Genomic DNA, 25,650 nt, shown 5'->3' with positions numbered 1-25,650 from the left:
GCGATGTCGGAAGCGAACCCCGGCTTCGTGCATCTGTCGCTGCACACCGAGTACTCCTTGGTGGACGGCATCATTCGAGTCGAACCAGTCAAGCGCAAGACGCCGGACGATCGCCTGCAGACGCTGGCCGCGCGCACCGCCGAACTGGGCTTTCCGGCGATCGCCATCACCGATCTGAACAATCTGTTCGTGATGGTGAAGTTCTACAAGTCCGCGGAAAGCGCCGGAATCAAGCCGGTCATCGGCGCCGAGGTGCTGGTCGAATCCGATGGCGTACCCAGCCGTGTGATTCTGCTGGCACAGAATTCCGTAGGCTACGGCAATATCGTCAAGCTGGTGTCGTCGGCCTACACCGAGGGCAAGAGCAAGCTCGCCACGACGGTCGCCCGCGAACGTTTCGCGCAGTGGAATGAGGGCGTGATCGTACTGTGCGGGCCTCATTCCGAGATCGGCACCGCCTTGTTGCGTGGACAGGTGACCGAAGCCGAGCAGTACCTTGCCGAATGGCGAAGCTGGTTTGGTGACCGGCTCTATCTGGCGGTGCAGCGCTGCCGGCGCGAGCACGACGAGCGCCATACCCAGGCCGCCGCGGCACTGTCGCGCCTGCATGGTGTGCCGATCGTTGCCACCAACGACGTACGCTTTTTGCGACGCGAAGACTTCGAGGTTCACGAGGCTCGGGTCTGCATCAACCAGGGCCGCACCCTGAGCGATCCGCGCCGCACACAGGATTACAGCGAAGAGCAGTACCTCAAGTCCGCGGACGAAATGGCGGGACTGTTTTCGGATATGCCGGAAGCGCTGGCCAACAGCGTGGAGATCGCGCGGCGCTGTTCAGTGTCGTTCACCTTCGGGGTCAACTACCTGCCGGACTTCCCGGTCGATCCCGGCGAAACCGTCAATGAGCACCTCAGCAAGCAAACCCACGCCGGCCTGAGCCGGCGGCTCGCCGCGCATGGCCCGGCCGAGGGTCACGACGAAGCTTCGTACCGGGCGCGTCTGGATTACGAGCTGGGAATCATCGAGTCGATGGGCTTTCCCGGCTACTTCCTGATCGTTGCCGACTTCATTCAATGGGGCAAGGACAATGGCGTGCCGGTCGGGCCGGGCCGTGGTTCGGGCGCCGGCTCACTGGTGGCGTATTCGCTGGGCATCACCGACCTCGACCCGATTCCGTACAAGCTGCTGTTCGAGCGCTTCCTGAATCCGGAACGCGTATCGATGCCGGACTTCGACGTGGACTTCTGCATGGAAGGCCGCGACCGCGTGATCGACTACGTGACGCGCAAGTACGGCCGGGACCTGGTCAGCCAGATCATCACCTACGGCTCGATGGCAGCGCGCGCCGTGGTGCGTGATGCCACGCGTGTGCTCGGGCATTCCCACGGATTCGGCGACCGTATCGCCAAGATGATCCCCGGCATCCCGGCCTACAAGTCAGAAGCCCAGGACAACGGCTGCACCGAACTCGAATATGCACTGCAGACGATTCCCGAGGTGCAGCAGGCCTACCAGGAGGACGACGTCAAGGCGATCCTCGATCTGGGCCTGTTGCTTGAAGGTCTGGCGCGCAATGTCGGCAAGCATGCCGGTGGCGTGGTCATCGCGCCGGGACCGCTGACCGACTACGCGCCCCTGTACAAGGACCCGGAAAGCGAGGGCGTGGTCACCCAGTTCGACATGAAGGATCTCGAATCCGTCGGGCTGGTGAAGTTCGACTTTCTCGGACTGCGTACGCTGACGATCATCGACTGGGCGGTGCGCATGATCAATGCGCGTCGCGGCACCGGCGAGGCACCGCTGGACATCGCGCAACTGCCGCTCGACGACGCGCCCACCTACGAGCTGTTCAAGCGCGCCAGGACGATCGCGGTGTTTCAGTTCGAATCGCCCGGCATGCAACGCATGCTCAAGGACGCCAAGCCGGACCGTTTCGAGGACCTGATCGCCCTGGGTGCACTGTACCGGCCCGGTCCGATGGACCTGATCCCCAGCTTCGTGGCGCGCAAGCACGGCCGCGAACCCGTGGCGTATCCGGACCCGCGCGTGGAGCCGGTGCTGGAGGAAACCTACGGCATCATGGTCTACCAGGAGCAGGTCATGCAGATGGCGCAGATCGTCGGCGGCTACACGCTTGGCGGTGCCGACCTGCTGCGCCGGGCCATGGGCAAGAAGAAAGTCGAGGAGATGGTCAAGCACCGCGCGATCTTCCGTGACGGAGCGGCCAGGGACGGCCTGCCGGCCGAGAAGGCCGACGAAATCTTCGACCTGATGGAGCGCTTCGCCGGTTACGGTTTCAACAAGTCGCACGCGACCGCCTATGCGCTGGTGTCCTACCAGACGGCCTGGCTGAAAACGCATTACCCGGCCGAGTTCATGTGTGCCGTGCTGTCGGCGGAAATGTTCAAGACCGACACCATCGTCATGATGATTGACGAGTGCGCGAACATGGGCGTCGAAATCCGTCCGCCGGACATCAATCGTTCGCGCTTTCGTTTCACCGTCGAGGACGGCGCCGTGCGTTACGGTCTCGGTGCCGTGCGTGGCGCTGGCGAGGGCGCGATCGAAGGTATCGTCAATGAACGCGAGGCCAACGGTCCCTACACCGATCTGCTGGATTTCTGCCGCCGCATCGACACGCGCCGCGCCAACAAGCGTGTGCTCGAAGCGCTGATCAACGCCGGCGCCCTGGACGCGCTTGGCCCGAACCGGCCGAGTCTGATCGCGCAGTTGCCGCGCGCGCTGAGCTACGCCGAGCAGGCCGGTAGCGCGGCCGACGTGGGGCAGGTCGACATGTTCGGCCTGGATGCGCCATCGGCAGGGCCGGCCATCGAACTGCCGACGCTGGAGGACTGCAGTCAGCGCGAGCGCTTGGCCAAGGAACGGGACGTGCTCGGGTTTTACCTCTCCGGGCACCCGGTGGAGACCTATCGCGAGATGATCAGCCAGATCGCCAGCGGCACGCTCAAGGAGCTGATCGCGCTGTGTCCCGATACGCCGCTGCCGAGCGAGGAAGGCGAGCGACCGCGCTACCGGCGCGGACCCAAGGTAGTGGCGGGTGCGTGGCTGGTGGACCTGCGCAAGTTCGGTCGCCGTGGCGTGCTGACCCTGGACGACCGCACCGCCCAGATCAGCGTGCCGCTGTCCGAGGAACAATGGACGCGGCATCTGGAACGTTTGCGCAAGGACACGCTGGTGTTCGTCTACGGCCGGGTTTCGCCGGACGAGTACACCGGCGGCCACCAGATTCGCGCCGATGAGATCTGGGATCTGGGCCAGGCCTCCGGCCGTTTCGCGGATCGCCTGATGATCACCTGGCCGCGTGGACGCGCCGTGGACGTCGATGCGCTGGAAGCCGCGCTCAGCCCGATTCGAGTGGGCAGTGGCTGCGGGATTTCCTTACAGTATTTGAATGGCAGCGCACAGGGTATGCTCGATTTCCCGCCGGCGTGGCGAGTGGTGCCCACCGAGGAAGGGCTTGGGGCGCTGAAGGCGCTGGTGGGCGATGAGGGTATCCAGGTCAGTTACCGATCGGCTGTCCAGGCCGACGAATGAATTGCAGGGGAATACAGGTTTCATGAATCTCAACTATCTCGATTTCGAACAGCCGATTGCCGAGCTGCAACAGAAGATCGAAGAATTGCGCTTTATGTCCAGTGGCTCGGAGGTCAGCCTGTCCGAGGAGATTTCACGGCTGGAAGAGAAGAGCCGCACGCTGACTGAACAGATTTTCTCCAGCCTGACGCGATGGCAGGTGGCGCAGGTCGCGCGCCATCCGATGCGGCCGTATTCGATGGATTACTTCCGCGCGCTGTTCACGGATTTCGAGGAGCTGCACGGCGACCGTGCGGTGTTCGATGATCCCGCCATCGTTTCCGGCGTGGCCCGCCTGGACGGCCGCCCGGTGGTGGTGATCGGCCAGCAGAAGGGACGCGACGCCAAGGAGCGCATCCGCCGCAACTTCGGCATGCCGCGGCCCGAGGGTTACCGCAAGGCGCTGCGCCTGATGAAGATGGCGGAGCGTTTCAGTCTGCCGGTGCTGACCTTCATCGACACCCCCGGCGCCTATCCGGGCATCTCCGCCGAAGAACGCAACCAGTCCGAGGCGATCGCACGCAACCTGTTCGAGCTATCGAACCTGCGCACGCCGGTGGTCGCCACCGTGATCGGTGAAGGTGGCTCCGGCGGCGCGCTCGCAATCGGCGTCTGCGATCACCTGATCATGCTCCAATACAGCATCTACTCGGTGATCTCGCCGGAAGGCTGTGCCTCGATCCTGTTCAAGAAGGCCGACCGTGCCAAGGATGCGGCCGAAGCGATGAAACTGACCGCGCCGGACCTCAAGGGGCTCGGCCTGATCGATGAAATTGCCACCGAGCCGCTGGGCGGCGCGCATCGCGACAGCGCAGTGATGTTCGAAGACCTGCAAACGCGCCTGATCGAATCCCTGGACCGACTGGGACGCGTGCCGATGACGCAACTCCTGGCTGATCGTTATCAGCGCTTGCTCGGTTATGGAGTCTTCGAAACCGTGTGAACGCGGCGGGGATCGAGACGCTGGACCTGCTGGCGTTCGACGAGGCCGTCGCTGCGCTTGATCGGGGCGGCTGTCTCTGGGTTGGGCTCAGTGGCGGACGCGACTCGATTACCTTGTTGCACATCCTGCACGAGCGCTTCGGTGGCGCCCTGGGCGGCCGCTTGCGTGCGATCCATGTGCATCATGGTCTGCAAGTCGCCGCCGACGACTGGGCGAGCTTCTGTGAGCGCTGCTGCGAGCGATTGGGTGTAGCGGCGCAGGTCGAAGCCGTCGCGGTCGATCAAGCGTCGGCCGCAGGCCCGGAAGCCGCGGCGCGGAACGTGCGATACGCGGCGTTCGAACGCGTTCTGAATCCGGGCGATGTACTGGCCCTGGCGCATCACCGTGCCGATCAGGCTGAAACCCTGCTGCTGCGACTGTTCCGGGGAACCGGCATCTCCGGACTTGCGGCGATGCGGGCGTGGTCGGGCAGGGCGCATTTCCAAGTGTGGCGCCCGCTTTTGGCCACGCCTCGATCCGCCATCGAGGCCTACGCGCGGCAACGGCGACTGACCTGGGTCGACGATCCGCACAATGAAGACGGTCGCTATGATCGCGTCGCCGTCAGAGCTCGGCTTTGGCCGAACATTCTGCAGCGCTGGCCGCAAGCCGAGGGTGCACTTGCACGTACCGCGCATCTGGCTGCCGAGACGCAAGCCTTGCTGGATGATCTCGCCGACATCGATCTTGAAGGCCTGACCGTCGACGGTCGGCCGTCGGTACGCGCCAGTCTGGCCCTGAGTGAATCGCGTCGTCGCAACGCCCTGCGTTTGTGGCTGCGTCGGCAGGGAGTGCCAATGCCGGATGCCAGCGCCTGGCCGGTGATCGTCCGTGAATTGTTGCTGGCGGCGGAAGACGCCGCACCGGTCGTCACGTTGGGCGTCTATGAACTGCGGCGCTATCGCGACGCGATCCACCTGATCCCCGGTCTGCCGATGCCGGGCGCCTGGACCTGCGAGTGGGATGGACGTGAGGCGCTGAGGCTTCCGCCGGGCTGCGGGTTCCTGGAATTCAATCCTGTGCCGGACGACTGTCGGCTGACGGTCGGCTTTGTCCGGGGCGGCGAGCGTCTGCGTCCGAGTGGAGCCGCACACACGCGCAGTCTCAAGAATCTGTTTCAGGAGTCGGCCACACCGCCGTGGGAACGGCAGCGTACGCCACTGCTGTGGCTGGACGGCGAACTCGTCGCCGTGGCCGATCGCTGGATCAGCGAATCATTCCGTGGCCGATTGACGCAGTCCGGCACGCAGCTGGTCTGGCGTCGCGGTGACCCGGCTCAGGGCGAGTCGCCGCTGTAGATCTGCGCCGTCGCGCCGTGGATCGTACCGGTTTCGGCGCTCTCATGGACATACAGGTCCACCGCATGCTCGAAGTGCAGGGCGCCGACCACGGTGCCCGGGCCGATCACGATGCGCGGGCGGCGTGAGCGCCCGCTCTGCCAGCCCGGTGACTCTTCCACGGTGATGCTGCCGATCCATGAATTGCGCCCGGTCTCGATATCGCTGCCGACGGTGCTGATCTCGCCTTCGAGCCGAGTCTGCGTCATCACGATGTTGCCATTGACGGCATCGATGCCGCCGCCGATGCGTGTTCCGGCCGCGAGTTCAAGGCTGCCATTGACCGTCTCGATGTCGTCGGCGACCCGCAGATTCGTTCCAGCCCGGACGTTTCCGTTCACGGATTCGATGCTGTTCACGACCACGTCGTCGCCGATGCGAATCGAGCCGTTCACGGTCTCCACCGACTCGGCGACGCTGCGGTCACCGAGTTCGATCGAACCGTTGACGCTGTCGAGGTCGCCAACCGTTTGCGCCTCGCCGATGCGGATCGCGCGATTCACCGTGGAGTGCCCCTCGTCGTCCCAGTGTCCGTGCGAGCCGCCATCGTCGCCGACCACGATGATGCACGCGCTGAGCAAGGCGGCCAGGATGAAAGCGGGGATGGCGAGTACGCGCATCAGCAGAGTTTCCAGATGGAGTTTGGAATCAGGAAACACGCATCGTGCCAAATCGCAAACCAATGATTTCAATGAAATAATTTGAAATGCTGGAGCGGCGCATACGAGAGCCTGGCGAATGTTGGGTGAGTTTCGCCGATTACTGGCAAAAGTTCCGTAGCAGCCGATTTCAAACGGGGGCTTAGCCGGTTCCCAAGGAGCCCTTTGGAAAAGGCTCAAGGTCCCGATCCGGGTTCCCGGCATGGTAGAATTGAGCACGGCGCCGGGGTGGCGCTTTCCTTTTATCGACAAGAGCTTCCGCAGCCTCGCGGGGCCAGTGCACGCCAAAAAATAATGACGGACTTCGCCAAGGAATTGCTTTCGGTCAATCTCGAAGACGAGATGCGGCGCTCCTACCTCGATTACGCCATGAGCGTGATCGTGGGGCGCGCGCTTCCCGACGCACGGGATGGCCTCAAACCGGTTCATCGCCGCGTGCTCTACGCGATGCGCGAACTCGGCAACGACTACAACAAGGCCTACAAGAAATCGGCACGCGTGGTCGGTGACGTGATCGGTAAGTACCACCCGCATGGTGACGCCTCGGTGTACGACACCATCGTGCGCATGGCGCAGGATTTCTCGATGCGCTACATGCTGGTCGACGGCCAGGGCAACTTCGGTTCGATCGACGGCGACTCGGCTGCGGCCATGCGCTACACCGAGGTTCGCATGAAGCGCCTCACCCACGAGATGCTCGCGGACATTGAGAAAGACACGGTCGACTTCGTCCCGAACTACGACGAATCAGAATCCGAACCGGCGGTGCTGCCGACCAAGATTCCGCAGCTGTTGATCAATGGCGGTTCCGGCATCGCGGTCGGCATGGCGACCAACATCCCGCCGCACAATCTGGCCGAAGTCATCGAGGCCTGCGTCGCCCTGATCGACAACCCTGATCTCGATCTGGCCGCCTTGATGAAGCTGATTCCGGCGCCGGACTTCCCAACGGGCGGCATCATTCTCGATGCCAACGGCCTGGTCGATGCCTACGCCACCGGGCGTGGCCGCATCGTCATCCGCTCACGCACGCATTTCGAGGACATCGGCACCGATCGCCAGGCGATCATCATCACCGAGCTGCCGTATCAGGTGAACAAGGCGCGTCTGCTGGAGCGCGTCGCCGAACTGGTCAAGGAAAAGAAGGTCGAGGGCATCACCGAAATCCGCGATGAGTCCGACAAGGACGGCATGCGTGTGGTCATCGAACTGCGCCGCAACGAAAACGCGGACGTGATCCTCAACAACCTCTACCAGCACACCCAGTTGCAGACCGTGTTCGGCATCAACATCGTGGCGCTGGACAACGGCCAGCCGCGCACCCTGTCGCTGAAGCAGTTGCTGGAAATCTTCCTGCGCCATCGCCGCGAGGTGGTGACGCGGCGCACACGCTACCTGCTGCGCGAGGCGCGCAAGCGCGCCCACACCCTGGAAGGTCTGACGGTCGCGCTGGCCAACGTCGACGAGGTCATCGAACTGATCCGCGCCGCGTCGAATCCGGCGGAGGCCAAGATTGGCCTGTTGGGAAAAGTATGGCGGCCCGGTCAGGTCGTCGGCATGCTCGAACGCGCCGGCGCCGACAGCTCGCGTCCCGAAGACCTCGACACCAGCATGGGCTTGGTCGAGGGCGGCTATCGGCTGTCCGAATCGCAGGCCCAGGCGATCCTGGACATGCGCCTGCAGCGCCTGACCGGGCTAGAGCAGGAAAAGATCGTCAACGAGTACCAGCAGATTCTCGACGCGATCCGTGAGTATCTGGACATCCTCGGTTCCGATGAACGCCTGCTCGGTGTGATCCGCGAGGAGCTGGAGCAGATCAAGGAGCAGTACGTCGACGAACGACGCACCGAAATTTCGAACGACGCCGTCAACCTCAATCGTGAAGACCTGATCACGCCGCAGGACATGGTGGTGACGCTGTCGCACGAGGGTTACGTCAAGTCGCAGCCGCTGACCGAGTACCAGGCGCAGAAGCGCGGCGGGCGCGGCAAGTCCGCCACCACGATGAAGGAAGCCGATTTCATCGACCGCCTGTGGGTCGTGCACACCCATGACTGGCTGCTGTGCTTCTCCAGCCTCGGCCGCGTCTACAAGGTTCGCGTGTTCGAACTGCCCACGGGCTCGCGCGGCTCGCGCGGCCGGCCGTTCGTCAACCTGCTGCCACTGGAAGAAGGCGAGAAGATCAGCGCGGTGCTGCCGATCAAGCAGTTCGAGGCCGAGCAGAATGTGTTCATGGTGACCAAGCTCGGCACCGTGAAGAAGACGCCACTGGACGCATACGCCAACATCCGGTCCAACGGCATCATCGCCGTGGACCTGCGGGTCGACGATGAACTGGTGGCCGTGGCGCTGACCTCCGGGTCCGACGATGTGATGCTGTTCTCCGACGCCGGCCGTGTGATTCGCTTCAACGAAAAGGATGTCCGCCCGATGGGACGCACCGCCACCGGCGTGCGCGGCATGCGCCTGGTCCGGGCCGGCGAAGCGGCGGACGAAAGCGGCGCCGACGACGCGGACACCGAAGGCGAAGCCCCGCCGCGCACCGCAACCGCGGCCCGTGTGATCGCCTTGATCGTTGCGCAAGCCAGCGCCGGTGACATCTTCACCGTCACCGAACTCGGCTACGGCAAGCGTTCGCCGATCGATCAGTACCCGCTGCGCGGTCGTGGCGGCATGGGCGTGATCGCCCAGGCGCTGACCGAGAAGACCGGCGCGCTGGTCGGTGCGATCCAGGTCGAGGACGGCTTCGAGGTCATGCTGATCTCGAATGGCGGCACCCTGATCCGCACACGCGCCTCGGAAATCAGCGTGTTGTCGCGCAATACCCAGGGCGTGCGCATCATGAAGCCGGTCAAGGGCGACCACCTCGTCGGCGTGGATCGCATCGAAATCGAGGACGAGGAAGAAGACCTCGTGTCGGACGAACTGGCCGATGGCGAAGTGGCTGGCGAGGCGCCTGACGAGGACATCAGCGATGCCAGCGACTCCGGGGATGATGCGCCGGCCGCTGACGAGGACGGCGAGGAATAGGATCCTCGCCAATCTGATTCCAGCTACCTGTCGGACTCAGGATGATCTACTGCGACTTCGGCCCTCGCTACGTCCCCCTAAGTCCGACAGACTGTTAGGGCGGGCGGGGCGCAGGCTCCGCCCGCCGTGTTTTCAGGCGACCGTCAAATATCATGGATCATCGGAGCCAGTATTGAATCAGCCGCAGGAACTGCCGATCTTTCCGCTGGGCACTGTCCTGTATCCTGATGGGCGCCTGCCGCTGCGAATTTTCGAGCCCCGCTACGTGGAGATGACGCGGGAGTGCCTGCGTACCGGCTCCGGGTTCGGCGTCTGCCTGATTCTGGATGGACGCGAGGCCGGCGAACCGGCCGTGCCGCACGCCGTCGGATGCAGCGCCAGCGTGGTGGAGCGTGAAGAACTGTCGCCGGGCCTGTTCAATCTGCTGGCACGCGGCGATACCCGTTTCCGCATTCTCGAACGGCGGGTGGCGGCGGACGGTCTGATCCATGCCCAGGTCGAGTGGCTGACCACCGAGGTCTCCGTTTCCATTTCCGAAGAGCATTCGCTGGCGCCATTGCTGTTGCAGCGGCTGATCAATGAAGTCGGCGTCGGCATGGTGCCGATGCCGCATCGGCTGAACGATGCGGCCTGGGTCACGCACCGTCTGGCGGAAATCCTGCCACTGCCGTTGGCGGCCAAGCAGCGCATCCTGGAGTGCGACGATTCGCTGGAAAAACTCGAAATCGTGCTGCGCCAGCTTCGCTCGATCGGCGATTTCGGATAGCGTTGTGGTCCAATGATTTCGGATACGTTGACAGCGGAGAACACCCTCCGACGAGGAACGAGAACAGATGACCCGGAGCGGCAATTATGGCCGCCGCCGGGTATGCGCAGCCCTGCGGAACCAAGGCATCTTCCCGACTGCAACAAATCCATGACCGCGTCCATGGCGATCGCATCGATGTGCTGACGGTACGCCACGGTATGCGGCAACTGCCCCGGCGTCTGCGCGACCTTTGAGCTGATGTCGCAGTTCTACCTCGCCCCCGGCCAGCCTTTCGGGCTCGGCTCCTGGGGCGGCTGCGTGGACCAGCGCAGCCTGTTCGACGCCTTCGCCGGCGAAGACTTCGGCGAGGTCGTCGTGCTCAGCGGTGACGTCCATACCGCGTTTTGCGCCGAGCTGACCAAGGACCCGACGGACTTTTTCGCCTATACGGCCGGTGCCAGCGGCGCCGTTCGGTGTCGAATTCGTGTGTCCGTCGGTGACGACCCAAGGGTTTCCGCCGGTCGTGACCGAGGCACTGCGTGCGCCGAAGGCGCCCTGAAACGGCCCATACGCACGGTCTGACGATGAGACCCGTGGCGTTGCGACGTTTGGCGGCGGGCTGCCCCAGGGAACTTGCCGAGACGCGAAATGCGGCGTCTAATCGGGACGCGTTCGACGAATCCGGGATGTTTTTGCGCGAACAGACTGCGAGCGGCTTCTACGACCAAGGCCTGAGCCCGGACCAGGCACTCGACACGCTCACGGGCCTTTCCGAGTGGGATGGTGGACGTGGGGTGGCTGATAACGCGGGCAAGGGTCGACAGCGCGGCCGAAGGCTCAGCGGCACCGCAAAGGAGGGAGTCATGAATGAAACGAAAGTCGCGGCATCGGGTGAGGTCCAGGAAGGCCGGCTGCATGCCGTCAAAGTCGGCGGCCACACCGTCTTGCTGAGCCGTGTCGACGGACGCGTCTGCGCATTTTCCGCCAAGTGCCCGCATGTGGGCCTGTCGCTGGCGCGTGGCAAGGTCGACAAGGGTACGGTCGAATGCCCTTGGCATGGATCGCGTTTCGACCTGTGCAGTGGGCAGAACCTTGACTGGGCGCGCTCGGTGGCCGGCCTGCCGATGCCGACATGGAGCCACGCGCTGCTGTCCTTCGGCAAGAAGCCAGCACCTCTGTCGCTCTACGAAGCTTCGGAGCGCGAATCCTCGGTATACCTGCGGACGCCATAGCGGAGGGATCGGGCGGCCCGGCATCGGTGGCATGGAAAGGCTGAAAATCCGCAGGCGGCCACCGCTCGCAGCGTCATTCCCCGCTGACGCGAATCACTCGTCCCGTTCCGCGTTCGACGACCAGAATCATGCCGTCTCCGAGTTCGCCGGTACCGCCATCGCCGAGCACGACCCAGCGCGTGGCGTCGCGGTAGGCGCGGTAGGGCGCCTGCGCCAGTACCGCTTCTTCGCCATGGCGCTTCGTCCAAATCGCCCTGGCGTGAGCGATGGCCGCCTTGCCGCTGTCGATCGCGCCCAGCGGGGCGATGCCTTCGGCGGTTTCATCCGCGGGGATGTCGGCCAGATACGCTTGCAGCCACGGCCCCCACACGCTGGAGGACACCGGTTTGGGTGCGCTGCGGTCGACACGATCCGAGCGCTTCTTGAGGTGCAGGTCGTAGGGCTTGGGGTAGCTCTGTGGTAGCGGTGGGGCGCGGTCGCCCAGCAACTCGTTGAGGGTCTTGCGCACGTCCATGGCGACGTCGACGGGCGTTGGCGGATGCGGAGGCCGCGTGTAGACGATGTTGTTGTCGCCGTCGATGACCACCAGCCAGGGTGTGCGTTCGATGCGATAGGTCGCCATCAGTGCATCGCCCTGGATCAACAGCGGAAAGCTGAGGCCGCGATCCTTCATCGTCTGTACGGGGTCGCCGTCTTCGCGGATGTTGATCGTCCAGACATTGACGCCCAAATCACGGTAGTCCTCCCAGATGTCCTGCACGTAGGGTTGCAGCGCGCGGCTGAACGGGCACCAGGACGGCCAGAACAGCAGGACCGTGGGGCGACCTTCGGCATCCTGCGGGAAGTTGACGGTTTCGCCGCCCGGCGTCTGCAGGCTCCAGCCGGGCGCTTGCCTGGGCGCGCCGGCGGCAGACACGGATAGGGGAATCAGGGCGGTCAGCGCCGCCAGGCCGGTGACGAGGTTCAGCAGCAAACGGTTCATGCGCGCGTCGTGAGGCTTGGATTTCCGGCGAGGCTACATGATCGTGTGAATTTTCGAGGCGGGACCCTCGAAAAAAGCCGCGCGTACGGCTAGGCTGCGCTCCCGATGCGGCGAGCCGCAGGCCTACCGATATCCGACGGAATCAGACCATGTCGCGTGTTCACAATTTCAGTGCCGGCCCCGCCACCTTGCCGCTGTCGGTGTTGGAGCAGGTTCAGTCCGAGCTTCTCGACTGGCGCGGCACCGGCATGTCGGTCATGGAGATGTCGCATCGCGACAAGCCGTTCATGTCGATCGCCACCGAGGCCGAAGCGGACCTGCGTGAACTGCTGGACGTGCCGGCGAATTACAAAGTGCTGTTCATGCAGGGCGGGGCGACCGCGCAGTTCGGCGTGATTCCGATGAATCTGCTGCGGGGACGTGATCGCGCCGATTTTCTGCTGACCGGTGTCTGGAGCCGCAAGGCGGTGATGGAATTCCGGCGGTACGGAACGCCACATGTCGTCGCCGAACCGGCGGATGGTCGCTACGATCATGTGCCGGCGGCCGATACCTGGTCGCTGTCGGACGATGCCGCCTATTTTCACTACACGCCGAACGAAACCATCGAGGGCGTGGAACTGCATGATGTGCCGGAGGTCGGCACGGTGCCCCTGGTCGCGGATTTTTCGTCCTCGTTCCTGTCGCGGCCGATCGAGGTCGAGCGCTACGGCCTGATTTTCGCCGGCGCCCAGAAGAACCTGGGGCCGGCCGGGCTCACCATCGTCATCGTGCGCGAGGACCTGATCGGTCAGACCCATCCGGCGCTGCCGTCGGTCTTCGATTACAAGGCCGTGGCCGACAGCGAGTCGATGCTCAACACGCCGCCGTGCTTTGCCTGGTACGTGTCGGGGCTGGTGCTCAAGTGGATCAAGGCGCAAGGCGGGCTGGAGGCGATGGCGGCGCGCAATGCGCGCAAATCCTCGTTGCTTTACGACTACATCGATGCTCAGTCCTTCTATCGCTGCCCGGTGGCGCGACCGGACCGGTCGTGGATGAATGTGACGTTTACACTCGCCGATGCGGCACTGGATACAGCGTTTCTGGACGGCGCCAAGGCGGCCGGCCTGCCAGGCCTCAAGGGGCACCGGTTGGTGGGCGGCATGCGCGCCTCGCTCTACAACGCGATGGACGCAGCCGGCGTGCAGGCTCTGGTGGACTACATGCGCGAATTCACGCGCACTCGCGGCTGAAGCGGCTGCGCTCGGGCAAGTATTCCGGCGGGCCTTCAATCAAGCGAGAATGGCCGCCAGCCGCTAAACTTTGCGCCCTTTTTCCGTGACCGACGCCGAACCGCCGACGATGGAACTTCGCACGCTTGCCGATGCCCGCAGCCGTATCGATGCGCTGGATACCGAAATCCAGCGGATGATCAGCGAACGTGCGCGCGTGGCGCAGCGCGTACGCGACATCAAGGCCGAGTCCGGCGACACCACCGACCACTATCGTCCCGCGCGCGAAGCCGAGGTGCTGCGCCGCGCCAAGGAACGCAATCGCGAACTCGGCGGCCCGCTTGCGGACGAGGTGATGGCGCGCATCATGCGCGAGGTGATGTCGGCCTGCCTGGCGCTGGAGACCCCGCTGGCGGTGTCCTACCTGGGGCCGGAAGGCACCTACACGCAGGCCGCGGTCTACAAGCATTTCGGTCACCAGGTGGCGGCGCAGGCGGCCAGCGCGATCGACGAAATCTTCCGTGACGTCGAATCCGGCTCCGCGATGTACGGCGTGGTGCCGATCGAAAACTCCACGGAAGGCGTCGTCACCAGTACGCTCGATGCGCTGGCGCAGACGCCGCTGTCGATCTGCGGCGAGGTCTGGCTACCGGTACACCACCAGCTGCTGAGCAAACGGCAGGACAGCAGCGGAATCGAGGTGGTGTATTCGCACCCTCAGTCCTTCGCGCAGTGCCGGCGCTGGCTGGATGTCAAACTGCCGGGCGTGCCACGCGAACCGATGCCCAGCAATGGCGCGGCCGCGCGGCGTGCCGCCGATCAGCCGAACTGCGCCGCGATCGCCAGCGCCGCGGCGGGCGAGCTGTATGGTCTGCGCACGCTGGCCAGCAATATCGAAGACGACCCGAACAACACCACGCGCTTCCTGATCATCGGACGACAGAACCCCGAAGCCACCAGCGCCGATCGCACCTCGATCGTCTGCTCGGCGCCGCAGGGTGGGGAGGCTGGCGCACTGTTCCGTCTGCTCGAACCGTTTGCCCGCGGCGGCATCAATCTTTCGAAGATCGAGTCCCGTCCGAGTCGTCGCGCGGTGTGGGACTACAACTTCTTCGTCGATATCGAAGGCCATCAGAGCGATGCGGCGGTGGCCGCCGCGCTGGACGAACTGCGCGGACGTGCCGGCTTCTTCAAGATTCTGGGGTCTTACCCCAGGGCCGTGATCTGAAGCCGAAGCCGCAGGGTTCGCGCAGAGACGCCAAGTCGCGAAGAATGAGTTCTGGTTTGCAGTTTGAGGCGCCTTCGCGTCCTTGCGCTAACCGAGTTTTTGAATGACCCGACCTAAGCAATGAACAATCCCGCCTACCTCAAGAATGCGCTGCCCGGTGTCCTGCAGCTCGCGCCCTACCAGCCCGGCATGCCGCTGGAGGAACTGCAGCGTCGGCTCGGCGTCAAGGATGCGATCAAGCTCGCGTCCAATGAAAACCCGCTGGGCGCCAGTCCTGCTGTCTGCGAGATGCTGGCGGCGACCGCGCGCGGCGAGCTGAGCCGCTATCCCGATGGGGGCGGCTTTCGCCTGAAGAAGAAGCTGGCGGCCTATCACGGCGTTGACGCCGATTGCATCACCCTGGGCAATGGCTCCAACGATTTGCTGGAGTTCGTGTCGCGGGTGTTCCTCGGCCCGGGCCGCGCCGCGTTGTTCTCGCAGTACGCATTCGCGGTGTATTCGATCGCCACGCAGGCGCAGAACGCGGAGGCGATCGTGGTGCCGGCGCTGCCGCGAGACCATGCTTCGATGCCGATGGGGCATGACCTCGAAGGCTTTGCGCGGGAACTGCGTGACGACGTCGCGGCGGTATTCATCGCCAATCCGAACAACCCCACCGGCACCTGGCTGGCGCCGGAGCAGATCGAGGCGTTTCTGGAAGAGGTACCTGAGCAGGTCGTGGTGGTGCTCGACGAGGCCTATTTCGACTACCAGGCGCCGGCGCTGCGCACCGATAGCCGCGCGCTGCTGAGTCGCTATCCGAATCTGCTGGTGACGCGGACCTTCTCCAAGGTCTACGGCCTGGCTTCGCTGCGCGTGGGCTATGGTCTGTCGCATCCGTCGCTGGCGGATTTGCTGAACCGCGTACGCCAGCCGTTCAACAACAACAGCCTGGCGCTGCTGGCGGCCGAGCTGGCCCTGGAAGACCAGGACTTCGTCCGCAAATCAGTGGAACTGAACACGCGTGAGTTGGCCCGCATGACGGCGGAAGTCCATGCCCTGGGTCTTAAAACGCTGCCATCCCAGGCCAATTTTCTGACGATCGACTTCGGCCGGGATGCCTCGCCGATTCATCAGGGGCTGCTGGAGCGCGGTGTGATCGTGCGTCCGATGGGTTCCTACAAGATGCCGGACTTCATTCGTGTATCGATCGGAACTGGGGAAGAGAATTCAAGATTTATCAATACATTGAAAGACATTCTTAAAATGAGTTCCGGCGCGTGAATCTGGCGGTTGTCGGCATTGGTTTGATCGGTGGTTCGGTGGCGCGCGCCTTGCGCGAGGCCGGGCAGGCGGAACGGATCAGCGCCTACGATACGGATGCGCAGCAGTTGGAGCAGGCGCTGTCGCTCGGTGTGATCGATCGAGTGGGGCATAGCGTCGCCGATGCGGTGAGCGATGCCGATCTGGTGCTGCTGGCGGTTCCGGTGGGTGCCGTCGGATCGGTGGTCGCGGCGCTGATACCGGCCCTTGCGCCCGGTACGGTGGTGACCGATGTCGGAAGCACCAAGGGTTCGGTGATCGAATCGGTGATTGCCGTGTGCGGCGAGTGGCCGCAGTGGTTCGTGCCGGGACACCCGATCGCCGGCGGCGAACGCTTCGGAGTCGCGGCGTCCCGGGCCGACCTGTTTCGCGGGCGCCGCGTCATTCTGACGCCGGGGTCGGCGGTTGAAGAATCCGCGATTGAACGCGTGCGATCCGCCTGGCAGTCCTGCGGCGCCACCGTCGTGGAGATGGAACCTCAGCATCATGACGAGGTTCTGGCAGCGACCAGCCATTTGCCACATGTGCTGGCTTACGCGCTCGTTGACTGTCTCGCCGGCATGGAGAGCGAGCGCGAGATCTTCGCCTACGCGGCCGGCGGCTTTCGCGATTTCACGCGTATTGCTTCCAGCAGCCCGCGCATGTGGCATGACATCGTGCGCGCCAATCGTGCCGCGCTGCTGCCGGTCATCGACGAATTCAGCCGCGTGCTCACGAGCCTGCGCGATGCGATCGAGCGTGACGATGGCGAGGCTGTGTTGGCGCAATTCCAGCATGCTCGATCGGCACGCGAGCAGTATCTCGAAACCGTAGAAAGAGCGTTTAAGAATCAATGAATAAAAAGACAGTCTTCAAGTTGAGTGCGGGCGGTCGGCTGCAAGGCCGTCTGCGCGTGCCGGGAGACAAGTCGATTTCCCATCGTTCGGTGATGTTCGCCTCGCTGGCCGAAGGGCGTTCCCGAATCAGCGGCTTTCTCAATGGAGAGGACTGCCTCAGCACGATGAAGGCGTTCCGGGCCATGGGCGCCGAAGTGCAGATCGATGCGCCGGACCGCCTGCGCATTGACGGTGTCGGCTTGTACGGATTGAAGGCACCGGGCCAAGCGCTGGATCTTGGCAACTCGGGTACCTCGATGCGGCTGATGGCCGGATTGATGAGCGGCCAGCGTTTCGGCTCGGTCCTGAGCGGCGATGCCTCGCTGTCGCGGCGGCCGATGCGTCGCGTGGTGGACCCCTTGCGCCGCATGGGTGCGCAGATCGAAACCGCCGAAAGCGGCACCGCGCCACTGAGCATCGGGCCCGCCAATCATCTGCACGGCATTCGCTACGAGTCACCGGTGTCCAGCGCGCAGGTCAAGTCCTGCCTGCTGCTGGCCGGTCTCTACGCCGAGGGCGAGACCGTGGTTGTGGAGCCGGCGCCTTCGCGTGACCACAGCGAGCGCATGTTGCAGGTCTTCGGTGTGGACGTGAAGGCACGGCCCGGCAGCGCCGGACTGCGTGGCGGGCAGTCGCTGCATGCCAGCGACATCCGGGTGCCCGCGGATATTTCATCGGCCGCGTTCTTTCTCGTGGCGGCCGCGATCGTGCCCGGATCGGAGCTGATCCTGACCGATGTCGGCATCAATCCGACGCGTACCGGCGTCATCGAGATTCTGCGCCGCATGGGTGCCGACATCGAAGTGCTGGAACCCCGGGAGTTCGGTTCCGAGCCAGTGGCGGATCTGCGCGTGCGGGGCGTGGGTCTGAGCGGCGTCGAGATCGGCGCGGAACTGGTGGCGTCGGCGATCGACGAGTTTCCGGCGCTGTTCATCGCGGCGGCCTGTGCCCACGGAGAAACTGTCATCAGTGGTGCGGAGGAGCTGCGGGTCAAGGAATCCGATCGCATTCAGGCGATGGTGGATGGCCTGCGAGTTCTGGGTGTCGACGCCGAGGCGCGCGCGGACGGCGCGTGCATCGCCGGTGTCGGCGCTGAAGGACAACTGGGCGGTGGACGCATCGATTCGCTGGGCGATCATCGCGTGGCGATGTCATTCGCCGTGGCGGCGCTGAGGGCGAGCGCGCCAATCGTGATCGACGACTGCGCCAATGTGGACACCTCGTTTCCGGGCTTCGCCGAACTGGCTGCCGGCGCCGGGCTTCCAATCACCGTGGATCACGGCCATGACTGAACCCTCCGTCCCGGTGGTGACGATCGACGGCCCGTCCGGCGTCGGCAAGGGCACCGTGGCGCGCGCGCTGTCACGGCGTTTGCACTGGCATTTGCTCGACAGCGGTGCGCTTTACCGAATTCTGGCGCTGGCGGCGCAGCGTGACGGTGTTCCGCTGGATGACAGCGCGCGCGTGGCGGCGCTGGCACCGCGGCTGAACATCGTGTTTTCGGCGGCGGCCGATGCCGAGGCGATTCTTGTGGACGGCGTCGACGTCACCGCGCAGGTGCGTCTGGAAACCACCGGCGGGTTGGCTTCGCAGATCGCGGCGGTGCCGCAGATTCGTGCCGCATTGCTGCAACGCCAGCGTGATTTCATGCAGCCGCCGGGGCTGGTCGCGGACGGGCGCGACATGGGCACGATCGTTTTCCCGGAAGCGCCGCTCAAGATCTTTCTCGATGCGAGCGCCGAAGAACGGGCGCGCCGGCGCTTTCGTCAGTTGAGGGACGCCGGAAAGCCGGCTAGACTCGACGGTCTTTGCGCGGAGATACGCGCGCGCGACTTGCGGGATCGCCAACGTGCCACAGCGCCGTTGCAGGCTGCGGACGATGCGGTGGTGATCGACACCACCCATATTTCCGCAGATTCGGTGTTCGCGCAAGTCGTCGATTTGTTGGCCGCCCGAGGCTTGGGCGGGTAGGGCCGGAATCCGCAAGGACGCGGGACCGGATTTTTTCAACCAACCTGGACCTGTTGAATTCAGGACGAATTCGCAGACAAGTGAGTAAACCTTAATGAGCGAAAGTTTCGCCGAACTATTTGAAGCAAGCCTTGCCGCCGGCCAGTCGATGCAGCCGGGGTCACTCGTAAAGGCTGTGGTGCTGGAGGTCAAGACCGACGTCGTCATCGTCGACGCGGGTCTGAAGTCCGAAGGTGTCATCCCCATAGACGAGTTCAGGTCCGAAGACGGTGAAATCACCGTTGCGGCTGGAGACGAAGTCGAGGTCGCGCTGGAAACCGTCGAAGACGGCTTCGGCGAAACCAAGTTCTCCAAGGAAAAGGCCGAGCGTATCCGTACCTGGGACCGCCTCACCAAGGCGTTCGAGGATTCGGAGATCGTGATCGGCACCATGACCGGCAAGGTCAAGGGCGGTTACACCGTCGATATCGGCGCCGTGCGCGCGTTCCTTCCGGGCTCGCTGGTCGATGTCCGCCCGGTTCGCGATACCGCCTATCTCGAAGGCAAGCCCCTCGAATTCAAGATCATCAAGCTTGACAAGCTGCGCAACAACGTCGTTGTTTCGCGTCGCGAAGTGCTTGAGGCCGAATACAGCGCCGAGCGTGACTCGCTGCTGGCGACGCTGCAGGAAGGCGTGGTGCTCAAGGGTGTGGTCAAGAACCTCGTCGAATACGGCGCGTTTGTCGACCTCGGCGGCATCGACGGCCTGCTCCACATCACCGACATGTCGTGGAAGCGCGTCAAGGACCCGTCGGAAGTGGTCACGGTCGGCGAGGAAATCGAAGTCAAGGTGCTCAAGTACGACCGCGAGCGTCGCCGCGTGAGCCTCGGCCTCAAGCAGCTGGGCGAGGATCCCTGGGTCGACATCGCGCGCCGTTACCCGGAAAAGACGCGTCTGTTCGGCAAGGTCACCAACATCACCGACTACGGCTCCTTCGTGGAGATCGAGGCGGGGGTCGAGGGCCTGGTCCACGTGTCCGAAATGGACTGGACCAACAAGAACGTCAACCCCGGCAAGGTAGTGACGATCGGCGACGAGGTCGAGGTCATGATTCTCGACATCGACGAAGAACGCCGTCGTATCTCCCTGGGCATGAAGCAGTGCGTGCCGAACCCGTGGGAAGAGTTCGCGCAGAACCACCAGAAGGGCGACCGCGTCTTCGGCACGATCAAGTCGATCACCGATTTCGGCGTGTTCATCGGTCTGGACGGCGGCATCGACGGCCTGGTTCACCTGTCCGACCTGTCGTGGAACGAAGTCGGCGAAGACGCCGTGCGCAAGTACACCAAGGGCCAGGATGTGGAGGCCACGGTGCTGGCGATCGACGCCGAGCGAGAGCGCATCTCCCTGGGCGTGAAGCAGCTGCAGTCCGACCCGCTGGCGCAGTTCATGGCCGAAAACACCCGTGGCGACAAGGTCATGGGCAAGGTCAAGGAAGTCGACGCACGCGGTGCCGCGATCATTCTCGCCGAAGGCGTCGAGGGCTACATCAAGGCCAACGACCTGGCGCGCGAGCGTGTCGACGACGCCACCACGATCCTCAGCGTCGGCGACGATCTGGAAGCCTCGTTCGTCGGAATTGATCGCAAGAGCCGCATCGTGCAGCTTTCGGTCCGCGTGAAGGAGATTCAGGACGAGGAAGAAACGGTGGCGGAATACAGCCGCAATGCCACCACCGGCAAGACCAGTCTCGGCGATCTGCTCAAGGAAAAAATGGGCGGAGACTCGAACTAATCTGTCTATCCCTTCAAAAACAAAGGGGAAAATCAAGGGCCGCGCTTGCGCGGCCCTTTTTTTTTGACTATCGTTGCCTTGATATCGCTCCCGAATCCGTCCCCGAATTCCGAGACGCACCGATGACCAAATCCGAACTGATCGACAAGCTCGCCATCCGCCAGACGCACTTGATGCACAAGGATGTCGAGCTGGCCGTCAAGCTGATACTGGATGAGGTCAGTCTCGCTCTGGCCCGTCAGGACCGTGTCGAAATACGTGGATTCGGCAGTTTCTCGCTGCATCATCGTCCGGCGCGTGTCGGCCGCAATCCGAAGACCGGGGACGCCGTCACGATTTCCGCAAAGTACGTCCCGCATTTCAAACCCGGCAAGGAATTGCGCGAACGCGTCAATCAGCGCGCCGGCACCGAGATTACCGGGTGAGCGGCAAGCGCACAGGCTCGTTCGGCCGGATTCTGCTGATCATCCTGTTTCTGGTGGTGCTCGCGCTGGGCGTTTCGATCGGTTACTTCAACGCACAGACCGTACAATTCGACTATCTCGCGGGCACGGTTTCAATTGGCCTCATCTGGCTGCTGCTGGGCGTGATGGGCGGTTCCATCCTGCTTAGCCTGATCATCTGCGGGGGGCGCATTTTCGAGCTCAAAAACGAAAACCGCCGCCTGAAGCGCAAGCTCAAGGACAGCGATTCGGAACTGCGTTCGCTGCGGGAACTGCCGATCAAGGAAGGCCCTTGATCCTCAGGTCTTCTGCGCAGGCGCGGCATCAAACCGACATTCAGTTCAACATCCATGTTTGAAGGCTTCGGTCTGGTCGTCCTGTTGCTGCCCATCGGGTTCGCGCTGGGCTGGACCGTCGCGCGCCGACATATTCAGCAAGGCGCACCCGGCGCGGCTGTCGATAAGCCCTCCGATTACCTCGCCGGCCTCGATGCCGCAGGTACCGATGACGCCGACACTTCGATGACCACCCTGATCCAGGCCATAGAGGTCACGGACCAGACTGCGGACCTGCACCTTACCCTGGGCAGCCTGTTCCGCAGACGGGGCGAGGTGGACCGCGCTCTGAGGCTGCATCAGAACGTTCTGGCGCAGGGAGGGCTGGCTGCTGAATTCGCATACCGCGCTCGTCTGGAGCTGGCTCATGACTATCAGAAGGCCGGTTTGCTCGATCACGCCGAGAAGCTGTTCGGCGCGCTCGTCGACGAAGGCCTGTTCCAGGCCGAGTGCCTGACCGCCTTGGTCGGCATCTACGAGCAGGAACACGATTGGGACAAGGCGATCGTCGCCGCGCAACGCCTGCAGGCCGTGCGCGGCGAATCCCTGCGGCCGGTCATTGCGCACTATCACTGCGAACTGGCCGATCTGGCCAAGGCCGATGGCGACTTCAGGCAAGCGGAACGTCTCGCGGAGCAGGCGCTGTCCGAATCCAGGGGCAGCGTGCGCGCCAGCCTGGTGCTGGGCGGGGCGCGGGAAGCGCTCGACGATCAGGCCGGCGCGATCGCGGCCTATCAACGTGTCCCGGATCAGGACCTGCGTTTCTTTCGCGAGGTGATGCCGGGCATCGAACGCGCCTATCGCAAGGCCGACGATCTGCGCGGCCTGCGCGGCTACCTCAAGGAAGCGGAAAAGGACTATCCGACCGCCCTGCCGTCCGTGACGCTGGCCAAATTGATGCGCGAAAGCGGCGAGGACGCCGCACAGTTCCTGGCGGACCGCATGTCGCGTCAGCCCAGCTGGAGCGGCCTGCATGCCTTGTTGCAAGAGGTCGAAGATCTGGGTGAACCGGTGCGGGTCCTGCGCTCCGCGATCGAGAATTCGATGAAGGCTGCACCCAGCTACCGCTGCCGCAGTTGCGGGCTGACGCCGCGATTCCTGTTCTGGCAATGCCCCAGTTGCAAGCAATGGGACAGTATCGAACCGTTGCCGGACGATATCCAGAGCATCCCGGGCGCCTCCTGACGCGTCGGCGCCCGCGCTGGCGCCATGGTCGACTAACAGCCATGCCGCGAGCGGCATCCTGCACAATGAATCGCCTGCGGCATGGCCGTTCCCCCTGGCATTGGGACCACTGGCCATGGCGGTACTCATCAGGCGCTTGCTCCCGTGGGATGGGGCCCGAACTCGACGAGTACCGGCACCCCGAAATCACGATCGAAATCGTCGCGGCAACGTACGCGCCGAAAGAAGAACTCGTAGACCATCGGGCCAATCAGCCCGAACAAGCCACCAAGCACCAGCGCCGCCGCCAGATTCAGCAAGGGCTTGGGTTTGGTGGGTTTCACCGGCGGGGTCGCCTCGCTCTGACGGTGCTGATGTTGTTGTAGTCGCCGCCCGAGCTGACAGCGATCTGGTCATAACCGTCCAGCGCCCGTTCATACAGGGTTTGCGCGGACTTGAGCGCGAGCTCGTACTGGGCACTTTCGTCGATCAGCTTGCGTGCGAGCTGATCCTGGGCCCCCTTGCTCGGCAGCGCCGTGCTCGCCATCGAATCCGGCGACGTAGTCTTCGTTGTTGGGGAGGTCGAGCCGATCGACGACCGGCATCAGTATGGCTGGACTCTTGATCAACTGAATCTGAGTGGACATGTAACTCAGTGAGGTAAGCCCCGGGCTCAGGAATCGTCAGAAAATTACTTTGACAACTTTGCGGACGATTTCCTGCCACGATCGACTGGACGATCTGGCGCGATGGCATAGTTCCAGTCGCCGTGAAACCTATCCGTCGGACGAGTATTTGGCTCGGTGAGCGCGAAAGGCGTTGTCTCGCGCAAAGACGCAGAGACGCCAGCACAGCGAGGAAAAAGAACAAGGATTTCTTAGCGCCTTTGCGTCTTTTCGCGAGGTAATGCCGTTGTCGCCCAATTCATCCACAATGAACGCTCTGGTTTCGAGTATCGAACAGGCGCAACGCACGCCGATCGGATGGAGGCTTCGATGGACAGCAAACCGACGCAAAGAGCAGACAGCGGATTCGATTCGTTCGCGGCGTTCTACCCGTTCTATTTGAGCGAGCATGCCAACCGCACCAGCCGACGGCTGCATGTGATCGGAACCGGAAGCCTGATCCTCATACTGGCCGGCGCCCTGATCAGCGGTGCATGGAGCCTGCTGTGGCTGCTGCCGCTGGTGGGCTATGGCTTCGCCTGGGTCGGTCATTTCTTCTTCGAGCACAACCGGCCGGCCACGTTCAAGCATCCGTTCTACAGCCTGATGGGCGACTTCGTGATGTTTCGTGACGTGCTCACCCGCCGCATTCCCTGGTAGCCGCCGGACCTACCTCAAGCGGATCAAGCCGCTCTTTCCATCGGGCCGCAGCCTCATCGAATCGCAGCTTCGACGAGGAGCAGACAGTATGGAAATACTATCGGGCAGACATGCGCTGGTCACGGGCGCCGGGCAGGGCGTGGGGCAGGGGATCGCCTTGGCCTTGGCGACGGACGGCCAAAGCATCGGCGTGGATGGCGGTCAGGCGTATATGGGCTGATGTCTCACAAGGCTTTTGTCATGAAGACGCTGTTGGCGTCTTCCTGGTAGCTGGCAAACGGGGCGCAGGCTACAAAGCCGAATTTTGCGTACAGACTGCGTGCCGGCTCGAAGAACGGCATCGAGCCGGTTTCCAGACTCAGGCGCTGATAGCCGCGCGTGGCGGCCTGGTCAAGCATGTGCTGCAGCAGCATCGAGCCGATGCCCTGTTGCTTGTAGTCTTTGGCCACCCGCATGGATTTGATTTCCATGTGCTTCGCGTCCAGTTCCTTGAGTGCGCCACAGCCCACCAAGGTGTTGCCGTCCCAGACTGTCCAGAACGTGATCTCCGGCTTGCGCAGCCCCTCGAGATCGAGTGCGTGCTTGCTCTCCGGCGGCGAGACGGCCTTCATGTCACGGATATGCTCTTCAAGAAATTCAGCGATGTCCGGGCCGCTCAGATCATCGATTCGGATCTGCATGGCTTTGCCTAAAAGCTGCGATCCTGAACTTCGGTGACGAAGCTGCGGGCGGCATCCGTGATCGTCTGGCCCAGGTACGCGTACTGCCGCGAGAACGGCGGCCAGCGGTCGCCGAATCCCAGCAGGTCATTGATGACCAGTACTTGCCCGTCGCAGTCCGGGCCCGCGCCGATGCCAACGGTCGGTATCGCGATGTTTTGGGTGATGCGGGCACCCAAATCGTCGGGAATATGCTCCAGCACCAGCATGAAGGCACCCGCTCCGGCGATGCCCTGGGCTTCGTCCGCGATGCGCGCCGCATCCTCGGCATCGCGCCCGACCTGTCTGAAATTGCTGGTGGTCTGGGGCGTCAGGCCGGTATGGCCGACCGCGTCGATACCGTTCGCCAGCAAATGCCGGATCACCTCGTACTTCGGTCCTTCGAGCTTGACGCTGTCGGCGCCGGCCTCGATCAGCAGCCGCGCACTATGCAGCGCCGTTTCCGGGTCGCGGTCCGTGTCGTACGGAAGGTCGCCGATGATGTGGGTCTCGGGGGCACCGCGTCTCACCGCGCCGATGTGGTAGCGCATGTGGTCCAGCGTGACCAGACGCGTGCTGTCGAAACCCATCTCCACCATCCCGACCGTGTCGCCGACCAGCAGTACCGGCACGCCGGCCGCCTCGAGGCTGCGCGCGATGGGCGTTGTGTAGGCGGTGAGCATGGCAATCGGGCGGGCCGACTTCATGCCTTTCAGGGATTCGGCGCTGAGTTTGTGGGTTGGGCTCATGGGCCGGAACG

25 protein-coding genes are annotated in these 25,650 nt (G+C 63.7%); 19 read left to right on the top strand and 6 right to left on the bottom strand.

The genetic code is table 11. The annotated features are described in order from the left end of the window. The first annotated feature begins 3 nt into the window (after window positions 1-3). The 3 genes from dnaE to tilS are packed head-to-tail and all read left to right on the top strand — an operon-like array spanning window position 4 to window position 5,874. Entirely contained in the window at window positions 4-3,555 is a 3,552-nt protein-coding gene (gene dnaE / locus RM530_RS07715) for a DNA polymerase III subunit alpha (RefSeq protein WP_311364642.1), read from the top strand. A gap of 22 nt (window positions 3,556-3,577) precedes the next feature. Then, complete coding sequence (locus RM530_RS07710; protein ID WP_311364641.1) at window positions 3,578-4,537, top strand: acetyl-CoA carboxylase carboxyltransferase subunit alpha; 960 nt, start codon at window positions 3,578-3,580, stop codon at window positions 4,535-4,537. Then, on the top strand, window positions 4,534-5,874 hold the full coding sequence (gene tilS / locus RM530_RS07705) for a tRNA lysidine(34) synthetase TilS (RefSeq protein WP_311364640.1): 1,341 nt from the start codon (window positions 4,534-4,536) through the stop codon (window positions 5,872-5,874). The genes RM530_RS07710 and tilS overlap by 4 nt, the downstream gene beginning before the upstream one ends. On the opposite strand, the gene RM530_RS07700 is transcribed toward tilS, so the two are convergent. Next, window positions 5,853-6,533, bottom strand: a complete 681-nt coding sequence (locus tag RM530_RS07700) for a DUF4097 family beta strand repeat-containing protein (protein ID WP_311364639.1) — start codon at window positions 6,531-6,533, stop codon at window positions 5,853-5,855. The genes tilS and RM530_RS07700 overlap by 22 nt on opposite strands. 333 nt (window positions 6,534-6,866) lie before the next feature. Between RM530_RS07700 and gyrA the strand changes: the two genes are divergently transcribed. The 4 genes from gyrA to RM530_RS07680 all read left to right on the top strand — a co-directional run bounded on the left by gyrA (window position 6,867) and on the right by RM530_RS07680 (window position 11,582). Then, window positions 6,867-9,602, top strand: coding sequence for a DNA gyrase subunit A (gene gyrA / locus RM530_RS07695; protein ID WP_311364638.1), 2,736 nt, complete (start codon window positions 6,867-6,869; stop codon window positions 9,600-9,602). Window positions 9,603-9,774: 172 nt separating this feature from the next. Beyond that, a complete protein-coding gene (locus tag RM530_RS07690) occupies window positions 9,775-10,368 on the top strand; it encodes an LON peptidase substrate-binding domain-containing protein (protein WP_311364637.1) in 594 nt (197 codons plus the stop codon). 240 nt (window positions 10,369-10,608) lie between these two features. Beyond that, window positions 10,609-10,932, top strand: a complete 324-nt coding sequence (locus RM530_RS07685) for a hypothetical protein (RefSeq protein WP_311364636.1) — start codon at window positions 10,609-10,611, stop codon at window positions 10,930-10,932. Between the two features lie 281 nt (window positions 10,933-11,213). After that, window positions 11,214-11,582, top strand: coding sequence for a Rieske (2Fe-2S) protein (locus RM530_RS07680; protein ID WP_311364635.1), 369 nt, complete (start codon window positions 11,214-11,216; stop codon window positions 11,580-11,582). 73 nt (window positions 11,583-11,655) lie between these two features. Here the strand turns inward: RM530_RS07680 and RM530_RS07675 are convergent, their stop codons facing one another. Next, on the bottom strand, window positions 11,656-12,564 hold the full coding sequence (locus RM530_RS07675; protein WP_311364634.1) for an NTF2 fold immunity protein: 909 nt from the start codon (window positions 12,562-12,564) through the stop codon (window positions 11,656-11,658). A 149-nt stretch (window positions 12,565-12,713) separates the two neighbouring features. Between RM530_RS07675 and serC the strand changes: the two genes are divergently transcribed. From serC to RM530_RS07625, 10 genes are all read left to right on the top strand, one after another. Further along, entirely contained in the window at window positions 12,714-13,796 is a 1,083-nt protein-coding gene (serC, locus tag RM530_RS07670) for a 3-phosphoserine/phosphohydroxythreonine transaminase (RefSeq protein ID WP_311364633.1), read from the top strand. A gap of 109 nt (window positions 13,797-13,905) precedes the next feature. Beyond that, window positions 13,906-15,003 carry a prephenate dehydratase gene (pheA, locus tag RM530_RS07665; RefSeq protein ID WP_311364690.1) on the top strand — a complete coding sequence of 366 codons (1,098 nt, stop codon included), beginning with the start codon at window positions 13,906-13,908 and terminating at the stop codon, window positions 15,001-15,003. 120 nt (window positions 15,004-15,123) lie between these two features. After that, window positions 15,124-16,266 carry a histidinol-phosphate transaminase gene (hisC, locus tag RM530_RS07660; protein ID WP_311364632.1) on the top strand — a complete coding sequence of 381 codons (1,143 nt, stop codon included), beginning with the start codon at window positions 15,124-15,126 and terminating at the stop codon, window positions 16,264-16,266. Further along, window positions 16,263-17,141: a prephenate dehydrogenase gene (locus RM530_RS07655; RefSeq protein ID WP_311364631.1), complete on the top strand. Its 879-nt coding sequence runs from the start codon at window positions 16,263-16,265 to the stop codon at window positions 17,139-17,141. The genes hisC and RM530_RS07655 overlap by 4 nt, the downstream gene beginning before the upstream one ends. Beyond that, window positions 17,138-18,472 carry a 3-phosphoshikimate 1-carboxyvinyltransferase gene (gene aroA, locus RM530_RS07650; RefSeq protein ID WP_311364630.1) on the top strand — a complete coding sequence of 445 codons (1,335 nt, stop codon included), beginning with the start codon at window positions 17,138-17,140 and terminating at the stop codon, window positions 18,470-18,472. Before RM530_RS07655 ends, aroA begins: the two co-directional genes overlap by 4 nt. Then, a complete protein-coding gene (cmk, locus tag RM530_RS07645) occupies window positions 18,465-19,151 on the top strand; it encodes a (d)CMP kinase (RefSeq protein WP_311364629.1) in 687 nt (228 codons plus the stop codon). Before aroA ends, cmk begins: the two co-directional genes overlap by 8 nt. 94 nt (window positions 19,152-19,245) lie before the next feature. Then, window positions 19,246-20,925, top strand: a complete 1,680-nt coding sequence (rpsA, locus tag RM530_RS07640) for a 30S ribosomal protein S1 (RefSeq protein WP_311364628.1) — start codon at window positions 19,246-19,248, stop codon at window positions 20,923-20,925. Window positions 20,926-21,047: 122 nt separating this feature from the next. After that, window positions 21,048-21,350, top strand: coding sequence for an integration host factor subunit beta (locus RM530_RS07635; RefSeq protein ID WP_311364627.1), 303 nt, complete (start codon window positions 21,048-21,050; stop codon window positions 21,348-21,350). Further along, window positions 21,347-21,664, top strand: a complete 318-nt coding sequence (locus RM530_RS07630; RefSeq protein ID WP_311364626.1) for a LapA family protein — start codon at window positions 21,347-21,349, stop codon at window positions 21,662-21,664. Before RM530_RS07635 ends, RM530_RS07630 begins: the two co-directional genes overlap by 4 nt. A 54-nt stretch (window positions 21,665-21,718) precedes the next feature. Beyond that, the gene (locus RM530_RS07625; protein ID WP_311364625.1) at window positions 21,719-22,888 is read left to right on the top strand and encodes a lipopolysaccharide assembly protein LapB; all 1,170 of its coding nucleotides are present in this window, start codon (window positions 21,719-21,721) and stop codon (window positions 22,886-22,888) included. Between the two features lie 128 nt (window positions 22,889-23,016). On the opposite strand, the gene RM530_RS07620 is transcribed toward RM530_RS07625, so the two are convergent. Both RM530_RS07620 and RM530_RS07615 read right to left on the bottom strand, forming a co-directional pair. Beyond that, entirely contained in the window at window positions 23,017-23,211 is a 195-nt protein-coding gene (locus RM530_RS07620) for a hypothetical protein (RefSeq protein ID WP_311364624.1), read from the bottom strand. After that, window positions 23,208-23,414 (bottom strand): hypothetical protein, encoded by a 207-nt coding sequence (locus RM530_RS07615; RefSeq protein ID WP_311364623.1) that lies wholly within the window; start codon window positions 23,412-23,414, stop codon window positions 23,208-23,210. The genes RM530_RS07620 and RM530_RS07615 overlap by 4 nt, the downstream gene beginning before the upstream one ends. A gap of 448 nt (window positions 23,415-23,862) precedes the next feature. Here RM530_RS07615 and RM530_RS07610 point away from each other — a divergent pair, with 448 nt between their 5' ends. Both RM530_RS07610 and RM530_RS07605 read left to right on the top strand, forming a co-directional pair. Next, on the top strand, window positions 23,863-24,192 hold the full coding sequence (locus tag RM530_RS07610) for an Mpo1-like protein (RefSeq protein WP_311364622.1): 330 nt from the start codon (window positions 23,863-23,865) through the stop codon (window positions 24,190-24,192). An 88-nt stretch (window positions 24,193-24,280) separates the two neighbouring features. After that, entirely contained in the window at window positions 24,281-24,412 is a 132-nt protein-coding gene (locus tag RM530_RS07605; protein WP_311364621.1) for a hypothetical protein, read from the top strand. A 4-nt stretch (window positions 24,413-24,416) separates the two neighbouring features. Here RM530_RS07605 and RM530_RS07600 read toward each other — a convergent pair whose 3' ends face one another. After that, window positions 24,417-24,872: a GNAT family N-acetyltransferase gene (locus RM530_RS07600; protein WP_311364620.1), complete on the bottom strand. Its 456-nt coding sequence runs from the start codon at window positions 24,870-24,872 to the stop codon at window positions 24,417-24,419. Window positions 24,873-24,880: 8 nt separating this feature from the next. Next, a complete protein-coding gene (panB, locus tag RM530_RS07595) occupies window positions 24,881-25,639 on the bottom strand; it encodes a 3-methyl-2-oxobutanoate hydroxymethyltransferase (RefSeq protein WP_311364619.1) in 759 nt (252 codons plus the stop codon). Between the last annotated feature and the right edge of the window lie 11 nt (window positions 25,640-25,650).

This window comes from Banduia mediterranea (assembly GCF_031846245.1).
Classification (GTDB): domain Bacteria; phylum Pseudomonadota; class Gammaproteobacteria; order Nevskiales; family Nevskiaceae; genus Banduia; species Banduia mediterranea.
The sequence above is the reverse complement of the archived record's forward strand: the minus strand, read 5'-3'. Positions and strand labels throughout refer to the sequence as shown.

Coding starts and splice junctions, on each gene's coding strand:
- RM530_RS07625 (WP_311364625.1), top strand. CDS start 21,719: ATGTTTGAAGGCTTCGGTCTGGTCGTCCTGTTGCTGCCCATCGGGTTC.
- rpsA (WP_311364628.1), top strand. CDS start 19,246: ATGAGCGAAAGTTTCGCCGAACTATTTGAAGCAAGCCTTGCCGCCGGC.
- gyrA (WP_311364638.1), top strand. CDS start 6,867: ATGACGGACTTCGCCAAGGAATTGCTTTCGGTCAATCTCGAAGACGAG.
- serC (WP_311364633.1), top strand. CDS start 12,714: ATGTCGCGTGTTCACAATTTCAGTGCCGGCCCCGCCACCTTGCCGCTG.
- RM530_RS07680 (WP_311364635.1), top strand. CDS start 11,214: ATGAATGAAACGAAAGTCGCGGCATCGGGTGAGGTCCAGGAAGGCCGG.
- RM530_RS07615 (WP_311364623.1), bottom strand. CDS start 23,414: ATGGCGAGCACGGCGCTGCCGAGCAAGGGGGCCCAGGATCAGCTCGCA.
- RM530_RS07710 (WP_311364641.1), top strand. CDS start 3,578: ATGAATCTCAACTATCTCGATTTCGAACAGCCGATTGCCGAGCTGCAA.
- RM530_RS07685 (WP_311364636.1), top strand. CDS start 10,609: ATGTCGCAGTTCTACCTCGCCCCCGGCCAGCCTTTCGGGCTCGGCTCC.
- pheA (WP_311364690.1), top strand. CDS start 13,906: ATGGAACTTCGCACGCTTGCCGATGCCCGCAGCCGTATCGATGCGCTG.
- RM530_RS07700 (WP_311364639.1), bottom strand. CDS start 6,533: ATGCGCGTACTCGCCATCCCCGCTTTCATCCTGGCCGCCTTGCTCAGC.
- RM530_RS07600 (WP_311364620.1), bottom strand. CDS start 24,872: ATGCAGATCCGAATCGATGATCTGAGCGGCCCGGACATCGCTGAATTT.
- RM530_RS07635 (WP_311364627.1), top strand. CDS start 21,048: ATGACCAAATCCGAACTGATCGACAAGCTCGCCATCCGCCAGACGCAC.
- RM530_RS07610 (WP_311364622.1), top strand. CDS start 23,863: ATGGACAGCAAACCGACGCAAAGAGCAGACAGCGGATTCGATTCGTTC.
- hisC (WP_311364632.1), top strand. CDS start 15,124: ATGAACAATCCCGCCTACCTCAAGAATGCGCTGCCCGGTGTCCTGCAG.
- cmk (WP_311364629.1), top strand. CDS start 18,465: ATGACTGAACCCTCCGTCCCGGTGGTGACGATCGACGGCCCGTCCGGC.
- RM530_RS07605 (WP_311364621.1), top strand. CDS start 24,281: ATGGAAATACTATCGGGCAGACATGCGCTGGTCACGGGCGCCGGGCAG.
- dnaE (WP_311364642.1), top strand. CDS start 4: ATGTCGGAAGCGAACCCCGGCTTCGTGCATCTGTCGCTGCACACCGAG.
- RM530_RS07675 (WP_311364634.1), bottom strand. CDS start 12,564: ATGAACCGTTTGCTGCTGAACCTCGTCACCGGCCTGGCGGCGCTGACC.
- panB (WP_311364619.1), bottom strand. CDS start 25,639: ATGAGCCCAACCCACAAACTCAGCGCCGAATCCCTGAAAGGCATGAAG.
- aroA (WP_311364630.1), top strand. CDS start 17,138: ATGAATAAAAAGACAGTCTTCAAGTTGAGTGCGGGCGGTCGGCTGCAA.